Genomic DNA, 11,603 nt, shown 5'->3' on the forward strand with positions numbered 1-11,603 from the left:
CGACGGCTAATTCGCTAAGATCCTGGGACCAACCGTATTGATAGCCGACACATACACTTCGCCAGTGATGCCCACCGAAAGAAACGCCTGCTGCATGGCCTGCCCAACGCGTTGGGCCGTCTCAACATCACGACTCAGCGCGAACATCGACGGACCAGAACCCGAAATACTGCAGCCCAGTGCCCCATTATCGAGTGCGGCTTGTTTAACCTCGTTGAATTCAGGAATCAGAATCGAGCGCACCGGCTCAATGATCACGTCGACCATGGAGCGGCCAATCAGGTCATAATCGGGCTTGGTCAGACCCGCAATCAGCCCCGCCACGTTCCCCATCTGGATAATCGCGTTTTTTAGCGACACTTCATTTTTCAGGATGAAGCGGGCATCTTTTGTGTTCACTTCCACATCGGGATGCACCAGTGTGGCAAAGAGGCTGGCGGGCGTTTCAATCTTGATCACATCGAGCGGTGCGTAGCTACGCACCACCACAAAACCACCCAGCAGCGACGGCCCTACGTTGTCGGCATGGGCCGAGCCACAGGCCACACGCTCTCCTTCCATAGCAAACGGAAGCAACTCAATGGTTGGCAACGGGCGCCCCAGCAGTTCATTAGCAGCAAAAACACCGGCTACGGCACTGGCCGCGCTGGAACCCAGTCCGCTACCCAAGGGCATATGCTTGGTGAGCACCATCTCGAAGCCCACGTCGGTACGGCCAATTTTTTTCAAAAACACCTGAATGGCAATGCCAGCGGTGTTGCGGGCCGCTTCGCGCGGGAGCCGGCCGTCGTCACCAATAATATCGAGGATACGAACACCAGGTTCGTCTGATAAGCGAAGAAGCACTTCGTCGCCGGGCTGATCGACGGCAAACCCAAAGATATCGAAGCCACAGGCCACGTTGGCAACAGTAGCGGGAGCAAATACACGTATTTCGTTCACGGAATGAGGCAATTGAGGCCGCAAGTTAAACAAGTAGTCGTAAGAGGTAAGTCAATAAGTCGTAAGTCGCGCCGTCGCATCAAAAAAGAGTGAGCAACAACGCGACTTACGACTTATTGACTTACGACAGGTCTCTTACCAGAACCGGATGTATAGTACTGACAACAGCATGAAGATGATCACGATCAGCAGAATGCTGGTTGGGTTTAGCTTGAACATCGTTGCATCGATCTCGAATGCTTTTGGGTTCACCTTCGGACCAGCCAGGCTAATGAGCACCATGGCCAGCACCGTGAACACAAACGACCAGCCCATACAGATCAGGAATGGAATTTCCATGTTGCCTGAATCGCTGTTGAGAAAGGCCGTGTACAGGATGGTTTCGTTACCAAACAGGCTTGGCGCGTAGTTGTTGAACAGTACAGCCAGGGCAAAGCCGAGCAACACCCCTACAATGGCCGCCGTACCGGTGGTGCGTTTCCAGAAGAAACCCAGAATGAACAGGGCAAAAATGCCGGGACTAACGTACCCGGTATATTTCTGAATGAACGTGAAACCACCTTCGCCACCAATACCGAGCGCATCGCCCCAGGCCAGGGCAATAGAGATCACCATAGCCGCCACGATCGTTAACCGGCCAATCCAGACGAGCTTCTTCTCTGTGGCTACCTTATCCACGTACTTATGGTAAATATCGAGCGTGAAGATGGTCGAGATCGAGTTGGCTTTACCAGCCAGCGACGCCACAATGGCGGCGGTCAACGCAGCAACCGACAGGCCTTTCAGGCCGCTTGGCAGGAAGGTCAACACCGCCGAGTAGGCGTTATCGGCCATCACTTTTCCGTTGGTTGTCATCTCTGCCTGCAGGCCACCGTTTTTATAGATGACGTAGGCCGCAATACCCGGTACCATAACGACCAGCGGCATAAATATTTTCAGAATAGCGGCGAACAGGATACCCGTACGGGCCGTCTTCAGGTCGGCACCAAGCGCCCGTTGGGTAATGTACTGGTTACAGCCCCAGTAGTTCAGGTTCACAATCCACTGACCAGCCAGGTACATACTGATACCCGGCAGCGTGAGGTATTTGTTCACGTCGGCCTGCGAGGTGTTAGGGCCGGGCTTCTCGAAGATCATGTGGAAGTGATCATCCGCATTGGCGATCATAGCACTGAACCCATCGATGGCGCCGCTCCCTACGCCCAGCACTTCTGATACTTTATCCAGCGCCAGGTACGTGGTTACCAGCCCGCCAACGATCAGCACCAGCACCTGAATTACGTCGGTGAAGCCAATTACTTTCATCCCCCCCAGTGTAATGATGATCGCGAATATGCTCAGCGCGATAATGATGGGGTGGAATAGATCAGTGCCCACCAGATTCGACAGGGCCAGAGCGCCAAGGAACAGAATAGACGTCAGGTTAACGAATACGTACAGAAATAGCCAGAAAACGGCCATGATCAGACTCACTGTTTCGTTATAGCGCGTGCTGAGGAACTGCGGCATCGTGAAGATATGATTCTTCAGGTAGATGGGAATGAACCAGACCGCCACAATAATCAGCGCAATGGCAGCCAGCCATTCATAAGCCGCAATAGCCACCCCCAGCGTATAACCGCTCCCCGACATACCGATAAACTGCTCGGCCGAGATGTTGGAGGCGATCAGCGATGCCCCAATGGCCCACCAGGTCAGCGACCCTTCGGCCAGGAAAAAGTCTTTTGTATCGAGTGCGTGGGTCTTCTTTTGTTTGTATATCCAATACCCATAGGCCGATACGCCGACGAAGTAGAGGAGAAAAACAATGTAATCCGTTGTAACGAGTTGATTCATGGAAAAGGAAATTCGGGCGTTTATAGCATTAAAAGTAGAACAAGTAGGGTCAAAAATAAGTGAATAGGCGGTATAACTTCTGCTAGTTATATGCTCCTTTGTGTACTATTCTGTCAATCAAAGACGCGCTACACCTATTTTACCCCTGTTGTCGGGTAAATAGATGCCTAATCGATGGCTGGAAGGCCACTGATAAACCCAACCTGGCTATTCCGGGTTAAGGCTAGTGGCCCTATTGGCCATCTCTAAAAAACGTTATGAATCTTCTTGAATTAGCACAAGATCCGACCAAAGTGGCTAAAGCGGCTAAACTGGTCTACGTCAGCGATACCATGCCGGGACTTACTCGCCGGGTTAAGGGCGATCACTATGAGTTCCTCGACACTACCGGGACAGTCATCGACGACGAAGCTACGCTGGAACGTATCCGAAAGATGGCCCTGCCACCCGCCTACCAAAACGTCTGGATCTGCCCTAAACCAAACGGGCATTTACAAGCCACGGGCATCGACGCCAAAGGTCGCAAGCAATACCGGTATCACGCCAACTGGAATGCCATTCGGAGCGAAACGAAGTTTTACCGGATGGTTGCCTTTGGCGAGAAATTGCCGCTGCTTCGTGAGCGGATTCACAAGGATCTGAACCGCCGACAGCTAGACCACGACAAGGTGATTGCCATTGCCCTGAGCGTGATGGAACAGACGCTGATCCGGGTGGGCAACGCGGCGTATGAAAAAGAGTACGGTTCGTATGGACTGACGACGCTTAAAAACCGGCACGTGAAAGCCAACGATAGTGAGGTACGTTTCAGCTTTAAAGGCAAAAAAGGCATTTACCACGACATTACGCTGCACGATAAACGACTTGCCAAACTGGTGAAAGCCTGCCGCGAGCTTCCCGGAAAAGAGCTGTTCCAGTACATTGACGAAGACGGTAATCGCCACGGTATCGACTCGGGCATGGTGAACACATACCTACAGGAAACGATGGGCGACGAGTTTTCGGCCAAGGATTTCCGAACCTGGGCGGGCACTACCAACGCCCTGCGCCTGCTGGTTGACCTGGAACCCTGCGAAACCGAAAAAGATGCCAAAAAGAACGTCAATACGGTGCTTGATGAAGTAGCACACCGCCTGGGCAACACGCGCACCGTTTGCCGGAAACATTACGTTCACCCGCAGATTCTGGAAGCCTACGAATGCCAGGATCTGAACCCATACATCGAGAAACGCAACCGTTTCCGCCAAACCAGCCCCCACGGCCTCGACGGCGTGGAAAAGCTCCTGCTAGCCTTCCTGCACGACCAGGTGAAAACGTAGTTGACAGCAGGCAGTGGCCGTTGGCAAGCCACATGCAAGCATGCAGGCACCTCAGCCGGCAAACAGCCACTGCCAACCGCTACTACTGTTTCGTTCCCAGGAAAACCTGACTGATGGTACTGCTTAGTCGGAGGAGTTCGATCTCGGCGGCTTTGGCGTTGAACTCGGCGTCGAATAGCCGGGCCTGGGCAGTTACTGAACTGCGCTGAACATCCCGAAACTCAACGGGCGTTGAATTGCCCACCCGGTAGCGATCGTAGGCGATATCGATGTTTTCAAGGGCAATTTTGTAGTTCTGCACTTCTACATTCAACAACGCCAGACTATTCTGATACTGCGTAAACGTTTGGGCTACAGCCTGTTCAAGCGCCACTTTCTGATCTGCCTGCTGGTATTCAGCGGCCAGCGCATTAGCACGGGCATTGGCTTCGAGGCGGCGGAGATTCCCCCCGTTGAAGATTGGAACGGCAGCCGTGACCCCGTAGGTCAATCCACGGTTGCGGCCCTGCGCCACACCGAAGCCCCCTTCGTTATCAATAAACGTGAAGTTATAGCCCGTTTGCAGGTTGAGCGTTGGCTGGCGTTGAGCCCGTGCCAGTCGGATCCCAATATCGGCCACACGCCGATTCAGCGCAGCCGCGACCAGCAGGGGGTTGTTGCTCGCCATCTGCTGGCGGATCTGGTCGATGCTTACGGTTGGGTTCACCAGGATGGTATCCCGAACGGCAAAATCGGTCAGCGGGTCACGAACGATCAGGGTGTTCAGTAACACCTTAGCCGACCGCAGGCTCTGCTCCTGCGTCAGCAGTGTCACGCTATCTGCGTTATAGTCGACCTGTGCCGTCAGGTAATCTACTTTCGAGCGTGTCCCTACTTCGTAGTTTGCCTTGGCCAGCTCAAGCCGGTCGCGGGAAATATCGAGCGCCTGCCGGAACGAGAGCAATTGCTGTAGCTGCCGAACCACATCGTAATAGGCCGTGGCTACGTTGGCGATCGTCTGTTCAACGCTGGCCCGGGTGTTTACTTCACTAATGCGCACCAGCTCGCCAAAGCGCTCGTAAGTGGCAAAATTGGCCAGCCCATTGAACACCGTCCAGTTCAGGTTTACCCCCGCCGTGGTTGTTCGGTTGAAAATGCCGTTCAGCGTCTGCGGCGGGCGGATGTTATCAACAAACGTCTGGTTGACGCTCTGCTTGCTACCGTTGGTGCTTACGTTACCCGTAATCAGCGGATAGAAGCCCGCGTTGGCCGGAATCCGTTCGTTCCGGGCTATTTGCTCCTGGGTTTGCAGGCCTTTTATCTGGTAGTTGTTTGCCAGCGCTGCGGCAATGGCATCGGCCAGCAGCAATTGTTCACCCTGTTGCGTTATGTAGGCATTTCGCAGCGCCCGTTGTACAGGGTTTTGAAACGGCTGCTGCTGGGCAATGGAAACGGTAATGACGAGTGAAAAGAAGAGAGCGAGTAAGAGGCGCATCGAACGATACTGGTTAAATTGAGAAGTGGTAATCAGGCTACGTGGCCTATTAATTGACAGATAGCTAAATAGAACGATAAAAGTAGAGCAAAAAGCATTGTCTACCGCTGTTCTAAGAAGCTGTTTGCGTTAGCTGCCCCGTCGCACAGGCACACCATCGCCTAGCTGCATAGTCGCCTAGTCGCCTAGTCGCGTAGCGACCTGATCACACGCTGAATTGTTAGGTCGCTACGCGACGGAATACTGATGGGAAGCCAAGAGAGCTACAGCCATTAGGTCGCTACGCGACGATGCGACTAGGCAACGATGTCCCTGTACGGCTCGCTGCCTCGTCGCCTAGGTGATGGTGCGACGAGGCAGCGAGGTCATGGTGCGCCTGGGCGGCGAGGTGGCTAATGCAAACAGCTCAATTGTCTACAGACGTTAAGTCCGGTCCTTCGTTAGGTGGCGAGTTGGCTAACGTACCTGAATCTGGTAAGTTTGTTCAATCTGTCATCAAACTCCCCATGCGTAGCCCCTCTATCTGCCTGTTCCTGTTCGCTTCCATGCTGTTGGCCGCCTGTTCTGGCCGCCGTTCGGTCGACTTTATCTTCACAAACGCCACTGTCTACACGGCTGATTCATCGTTCACCGTGGCTCAGGCCTTTGCTGTTGATAAAGGCAACTTCGTGGCCACCGGCACCTCCGAAACCATCCTGAACGATTACCGCTCCGACAGCCTCATCGATTTGCACGGACAGCCCGTTTACCCGGGTTTCTACGATCCGCACGCCCATTTTCTGGGTCTCGGCCAGATGCTCAGCCAGGCCGACCTTGTGGGCGCCACCTCGTACCAGGAGGTGATCACACGCTTGAAGGCCTACCACGCCAACCACCCGGATGTGCTCTGGATCATTGGCCGCGGCTGGGATCAGAACGACTGGCCAGCAAGTGATTCACCCGTACGCGGTTTTCCGACCAATAAACGGCTGAACGATGCGTTTCCAAACATTCCCGTAGCCTTGACCCGCATTGATGGCCATGCATTACTGGTGAATGATAAAGCACTCAAACTCGCTCGGGTTACTGGCTCAACGGCCATGCCGGGCGGCGAAGTGGTGCTGGCGGGTTCACAGCCAACCGGTGTGCTGGTGGATAACGCCATGCAGGTGGTCCGGCGGGTGATTCCGCAACCCGATGAAGCGGCCAAGACCAAGATGTTGCAGGCTGCTGAAAAAGTATGCCTTGAACTGGGCCTGACCACAGTTTCAGACGCTGGCCTGAACCGCACCGATATTGACCTGGTGGCTAAGCTGCACCATGAGAAAAAGCTTAAAATCCGCGATTACGCCATGATCAGCTTGGGCGAAGCGAACCTGGAGTATTACCTGAAACATGGCCCCTACCAAACCGATCGCTTGACGGTAAGGTCGTTCAAACTGTATGCCGACGGGGCGTTAGGTTCGCGCGGGGCCTGCTTACGAAAACCTTATTCTGACCGCCCCGAGACCAGCGGTTTTCTGCTCTTAAGCCCTGCTGAACTGGACCGCGTAACGAAACTGATTGCGAACAGCGGTTTCCAGGCTAACACGCACTGCATCGGCGACTCAGCGAATCATCTGATGCTAAACCTGTATGGAACGTACCTGAAAACAAAGAACGACCGCCGCTGGCGGATCGAGCACGCGCAAGTAGTCTCGCCCGAAGACGTCCAGTTGTTTGGTCGATATTCTATTATTCCATCGGTACAGCCTACCCACGCGACCTCCGATATGTACTGGGCCGGTGAGCGATTGGGACCGGTGCGGGTAAAAGGGGCCTATGCGTTCAAAGACTTAATGAAGCAGAACGGCTATATCACCTTCGGCAGCGATTTCCCCGTCGAATATGTCAATCCACTATTTGGCTTTCATTCGGCCGTAGCCCGGCAAGACGCCAAGAACTACCCCAAAGGCGGTTACCAGCCCGAAAATGCCGTTTCGCGCAAGGAAGCGCTGCTGGCTATGACGCGCTGGGCCGCCTACGCCTGCTTTGAAGACAGCCTGCGGGGTAGCATCGCCGCCGGCAAACAGGCCGATTTTGTCATCCTTGACAGCGATATCATGAAAGCTCCTAATGAAAAACTGAGAGACGTAAAAGTATCCCAGACCTGGGTTGGTGGCGAGCGCCTGTACAACGCCAAAAAGTAATGTCCCACCATACCGACAACCCGCACGACCGTTATTTTAAAGAAACGTTCGCTCAAACAGACATCCTGGCCGACTTCCTGAATGTGTATCTCCCTGAAACACTTCGCAACCAGCTCGACTTTTCTTCACTGGAACGGGAGTTCGATACGTACACAGACGAAACCCTTAGCGAGCATTTTGCTGATCTGGTTTTTACCGCTCGCCTGACCGATCAGCCAGTGCGAATTGCGGTTCTGCTTGAGCACAAAAGCTATACCGAACCCTACATTCATTTCCAGCTGAATCGATATGTCCTGACTGTGTGGGATGCGCAGCTTTCGGAGAAAAAGCCGTTGCTGCCCATTATCCCGGTTGTGGTTTATCATGGCAGGCGGCGCTGGAAAAAGCGCGAGATCCGGTCTTATTTTGAGCAACTGCCAGATGCGGTTTCGCCCTACGTACCCAGCTTTGATTATGTGTTGATAGACCTGTCAACGATTCTGAACAGGCTGCCCAGCTTCCAAACAGATTATGCTCGTTTAACCGGCGTATTATTGCAGAACAGTCGACAAAGGCGTTTACTGGAAAGATCGCTTCACTCTATCGCCGACGGAATAAACCGGTTACTGTCTGATGAACGGGGTGAACGTTTTTTTTGAACCTCGCTTATCTATTTAACGTGGGTAACCTCCTTGACAAAAGCGGAGGTTGTCATTATCTTTCAAGACGTTTCCAAACAGGCAAACAACTACAGTATGTCGCTTTACGAACAACTCATTCAGGAAGGATTGGAGAAGGGCCTGGAACAAGGGCTGGAACAGGGCAGAGAGCAGGGGCTTTTAAAAGCGGTGAAGGCTATGCTGAATCTACACATGAGCGTTGCTACGATTGCCGCAGCGCTTGAACTTCCAGTTGCCCAAGTTCAAGTGCTCGAAACGAAGATCAACGAGACTGACAACTAACCGCGCCAAGCAGCCGAATCAGTGAAGGTTGGCTCACGGCCAAGCTGATAGTAGCCGGTCCTGTTTAGTTAAGCGATCATGGTCTGTGCTTCCCGCAATGCTTCTGCGTAGGGCTGGTATAGATGACGGCCCGGTGCGTTCCCCATTTCTAAATCGGTGCCGAGGGGGGCAGCATCCCACAGGCCAGCCCGATGCCAGGGCGTCAGCTGATCCCAGTCGGGACGGTCGATGATCGGGTACAAGCAAACGCCTTCCAGGGGAATGCCTGCCTGCCGGGCCTTCACACACTCGCGGGCTATCATGCGTATCCAGGCGGGCCGGTCGATGCCGGGGTGACTGGTCTCGCTGAGTACAATGGGTTTGCGATAGCGTTTGTAGACTTCAAGAAAAAGGTGATGCAGGGGCCTGAACCGCGGATCACGTCCTTCATTTCCCCACGGCAGCAACTGGTAACTGGGCAACTCCCACTGGTTGTTATAATAAAAATTCACCCCAACGATATCAACCATATCGGGCCGGCCACCCAGTTCAGGATGTAAACGCCCCAGGAGCATATCAACGGCCTGATACTGATTATCATGAGCGCGTTTCGCGTTGCCTATTTCAGACCGGGTAGCGTTGAGCGGTGGCACCATATTTACCAGCGGTTCGGTGGTCATCACCAGTATGTTCGGGTCCAGTTCCCGCATGGCGACAATGCCTTCGATGTATGCCCGGATCAACCCCATTTTCACTTCAAAACCCTGTTTGGTACAGTAGGGCGAGGTGCCGCATACATCACCACCAAGCCAAGAAATGAAACTTACCTCATTGATGGGCGTTACGATGAGTGGACCCTCTGGGTACGCCTCCCGGTAAACAGGCACGAAAGCCCGACAGATAGCTGCAAAACGGCGGGCAAACATGGGATGAAGCGGCGTCAGATCATCGGGATAACCAAAGTGGCAAATGTCCCAAATCTGCTGAATACCCAGCGCTTTTCCCCGTTGGAGCATATGACGTACCACCGTCCAGTCATAGGTGTACGCTCGTTTCTCCACCTGACTCCAGCGGATTCCTTCCCGTACGGTACGTATGTTCAGGCGGTCGATATCGCGATAGTCCTCATCCAGTCGGTCGAGGTGGCCGGTTAGCGGCAAAAAATCAACGCGGTTGCCAAAGGCATTCTGCTGGTCGGTACATTCATAACCGGCCCACCAGAAGGTAGTAAATCGATTGTCAGCGGGTGAGGTACGTTGTGGGTATGCTGTGTTCATGAATGCAGTGGTCATGCTAATCAGAACCAGCACTACTTCGGGGTCAGTCAGCTAAATTGAGCGAACGGTTTACGGCGGATGGAATACGGAGCCTGCTCACCCGTATGTGTACCAGGCCTGATAAACTGAGCTACCAACGACAGATCGACCAGCCAAGTACCCTCGCCACCCCTTTTTGATGCCCTTTATTCGTAACTCCTTATCGAATTCGCGTCACCACCAGGGGCAAACACTCAGCTGCACAATTACCACACAATTGCAACGATAACCCGGGCGACTGAGCCAGACAACTGGCCATTACGCTGCTCACGGTGTTGACGCCATTCGCCACCAGGTTGGCCACGCTGGCGTCGTCAGCGTAGGTGAGGGCATAGGCCAGGTACGTTCCTGCCACCAGCCCTGAGGTAGCAAACGAAGGACTGGCCGATACCCGAACCAGCTTACCGCCTGCATCGGTGAGCACGTAGCTGGTTTTGATGCCTGCGCCAGCGCTTCCTCCCGCGCCTTGCAGGGTAATGAGCTGCCCAACCTGGTAGTCGCAGACGGGCGTTGGTGTGGTCGAAGCCACACAGGCCCTGAACACCAGCGCATCCGACCAGTCGAAACAGGAAGCCGACACCGCACTCAGGGCATTACCGGGGGCCAGGTTGCTGATGGGCGCTTCGTAGGTCAGGGCAACGGCCATATAGGTTGCCGTGCCGCTCAGGCCCGAGAAGCTGGCCGTAGGGCTAATTTGCAGGATAGTCCCCGTATTGGAGGCCAGCACATAGCGGGTGGTCACGGCGGTGCCGCTGCTGCCGCCGCTGCTGGTGAGGGTCACGGTCGAGGTGGTGTAATCGCAGCCAGCCACCGCGAGGGGGCATCCGTAGGCATTGACCGCCGTGCCAGTGGGGGTACCCGGACACAAGTCGGTGGCGTCATCGACGCCATCCGCATCCGAGTCGGCCAGCCAGCCCGTAACCAGCCCATCGGTGGGGACCGCAACGACCGTTGCTGCCACACCCAAACCCAGCAGCAGCGCGATTGTCGCCCCTACACGCAATACCCAGGAGTAGCTCTGTTTCGTATCCATCGGCGCTATTTGCTTAGGGTGGGAGCAGTCAGGTTACAGGCGGTGCAGGCGGTACCCGTGTTGGCGTAGTTCTGGCTATACAGATTGGTGGCCCCCAGTATGTCATTGGCCGAATACATGGTGTTGGCAAAGTCGCCCCCATTCATCCCCGCCACGCCCGAATCAGGGTCAGACCCGTTGACAAACAGCCGAAGGCCCGGCAAACACACCCCGCCCGGCAGCACAAAGGTGAACAGCAGGGTTTCCTGCCCCGATGTCAGATCGACCTTCAGGCCGTTGGAGCCAACCCCGTGAAAGTCGGACCCCAGTACGCCATAGGCCTGGGAATTATCGGTCCAGCCCCCGGCGGCCACGCTGTTGATGGCGAAGGCCATATTGGCCAGTGAAGCAGGTGTTACTACCGACACCTGGGCACTGCCCCAGTTGTACTGGGTTTGGGTGAAGTTGGGTTTGGCGTAGACCTCGTACCGGTTCTGGGCGATATTGTAGCGCAGGGTATAGTCTACGGTCTGGGCCAGGCCACTCAATGCCAGACACAGCAGGCTAAAAAGAAAGATCAGCTTTTTCATAGGTAATCAGCTAAAGCGAATAGAGC

General features: G+C 54.5%; 10 protein-coding genes. 4 read left to right on the forward strand and 6 right to left on the reverse strand.

All coding sequences use genetic code 11. The annotated features are described in order from the left end of the window. Positions 1–6 precede the first annotated feature (6 nt). Together ACAW75_RS16415 and ACAW75_RS16420 are read right to left on the reverse strand one after the other, a co-directional pair. Positions 7–942: a homoserine kinase gene (locus ACAW75_RS16415; protein WP_370729826.1), complete on the reverse strand. Its 936-nt coding sequence runs from the start codon at positions 940–942 to the stop codon at positions 7–9. Between the two features lie 135 nt (positions 943–1,077). Next, on the reverse strand, positions 1,078–2,778 hold the full coding sequence (locus ACAW75_RS16420) for a sodium:solute symporter family transporter (protein WP_370729827.1): 1,701 nt from the start codon (positions 2,776–2,778) through the stop codon (positions 1,078–1,080). A gap of 257 nt (positions 2,779–3,035) precedes the next feature. On the opposite strand from ACAW75_RS16420, the gene ACAW75_RS16425 reads away from it, so the two are divergent. Beyond that, a complete protein-coding gene (locus ACAW75_RS16425) occupies positions 3,036–4,097 on the forward strand; it encodes a DNA topoisomerase IB (protein WP_370729828.1) in 1,062 nt (353 codons plus the stop codon). Positions 4,098–4,179: 82 nt separating this feature from the next. Here ACAW75_RS16425 and ACAW75_RS16430 read toward each other — a convergent pair whose 3' ends face one another. Further along, positions 4,180–5,571, reverse strand: a complete 1,392-nt coding sequence (locus ACAW75_RS16430; protein ID WP_370729829.1) for a TolC family protein — start codon at positions 5,569–5,571, stop codon at positions 4,180–4,182. A gap of 506 nt (positions 5,572–6,077) precedes the next feature. Here ACAW75_RS16430 and ACAW75_RS16435 point away from each other — a divergent pair. The 3 genes from ACAW75_RS16435 to ACAW75_RS16445 all read left to right on the forward strand — a co-directional run bounded on the left by ACAW75_RS16435 (position 6,078) and on the right by ACAW75_RS16445 (position 8,680). Further along, entirely contained in the window at positions 6,078–7,739 is a 1,662-nt protein-coding gene (locus ACAW75_RS16435) for an amidohydrolase (protein WP_370729830.1), read from the forward strand. Continuing rightward, positions 7,739–8,377 (forward strand): Rpn family recombination-promoting nuclease/putative transposase, encoded by a 639-nt coding sequence (locus tag ACAW75_RS16440; protein WP_370729831.1) that lies wholly within the window; start codon positions 7,739–7,741, stop codon positions 8,375–8,377. Before ACAW75_RS16435 ends, ACAW75_RS16440 begins: the two co-directional genes overlap by 1 nt. 96 nt (positions 8,378–8,473) lie before the next feature. Continuing rightward, positions 8,474–8,680: an RpnC/YadD family protein gene (locus ACAW75_RS16445; protein ID WP_370729832.1), complete on the forward strand. Its 207-nt coding sequence runs from the start codon at positions 8,474–8,476 to the stop codon at positions 8,678–8,680. Positions 8,681–8,748: 68 nt separating this feature from the next. Here ACAW75_RS16445 and ACAW75_RS16450 read toward each other — a convergent pair whose 3' ends face one another. The 3 genes from ACAW75_RS16450 to ACAW75_RS16460 form a co-directional block, all read right to left on the reverse strand. Further along, positions 8,749–9,936, reverse strand: coding sequence for an amine oxidase (locus ACAW75_RS16450; protein ID WP_370729833.1), 1,188 nt, complete (start codon positions 9,934–9,936; stop codon positions 8,749–8,751). A 199-nt stretch (positions 9,937–10,135) separates the two neighbouring features. Further along, a complete protein-coding gene (locus ACAW75_RS16455; protein ID WP_370729834.1) occupies positions 10,136–11,008 on the reverse strand; it encodes a hypothetical protein in 873 nt (290 codons plus the stop codon). 5 nt (positions 11,009–11,013) lie between these two features. Continuing rightward, the gene (locus ACAW75_RS16460; RefSeq protein ID WP_370729835.1) at positions 11,014–11,577 is read right to left on the reverse strand and encodes a hypothetical protein; all 564 of its coding nucleotides are present in this window, start codon (positions 11,575–11,577) and stop codon (positions 11,014–11,016) included. Positions 11,578–11,603 lie beyond the last annotated feature (26 nt).

It is taken from the genome of Fibrella arboris (assembly GCF_041321095.1).
Lineage (GTDB): Bacteria > Bacteroidota > Bacteroidia > Cytophagales > Spirosomataceae > Fibrella > Fibrella arboris.

Bases quoted from the DNA above. Each gene is read 5' to 3' on its own strand.
- ACAW75_RS16420 (WP_370729827.1), bottom strand. From the start codon at position 2,778: ATGAATCAACTCGTTACAACGGATTACATTGTTTTTCTCCTCTACTTC.
- ACAW75_RS16440 (WP_370729831.1), top strand. From the start codon at position 7,739: ATGTCCCACCATACCGACAACCCGCACGACCGTTATTTTAAAGAAACG.
- ACAW75_RS16435 (WP_370729830.1), top strand. From the start codon at position 6,078: ATGCGTAGCCCCTCTATCTGCCTGTTCCTGTTCGCTTCCATGCTGTTG.
- ACAW75_RS16445 (WP_370729832.1), top strand. From the start codon at position 8,474: ATGTCGCTTTACGAACAACTCATTCAGGAAGGATTGGAGAAGGGCCTG.
- ACAW75_RS16430 (WP_370729829.1), bottom strand. From the start codon at position 5,571: ATGCGCCTCTTACTCGCTCTCTTCTTTTCACTCGTCATTACCGTTTCC.
- ACAW75_RS16455 (WP_370729834.1), bottom strand. From the start codon at position 11,008: ATGGATACGAAACAGAGCTACTCCTGGGTATTGCGTGTAGGGGCGACA.
- ACAW75_RS16450 (WP_370729833.1), bottom strand. From the start codon at position 9,936: ATGAACACAGCATACCCACAACGTACCTCACCCGCTGACAATCGATTT.
- ACAW75_RS16460 (WP_370729835.1), bottom strand. From the start codon at position 11,577: ATGAAAAAGCTGATCTTTCTTTTTAGCCTGCTGTGTCTGGCATTGAGT.
- ACAW75_RS16425 (WP_370729828.1), top strand. From the start codon at position 3,036: ATGAATCTTCTTGAATTAGCACAAGATCCGACCAAAGTGGCTAAAGCG.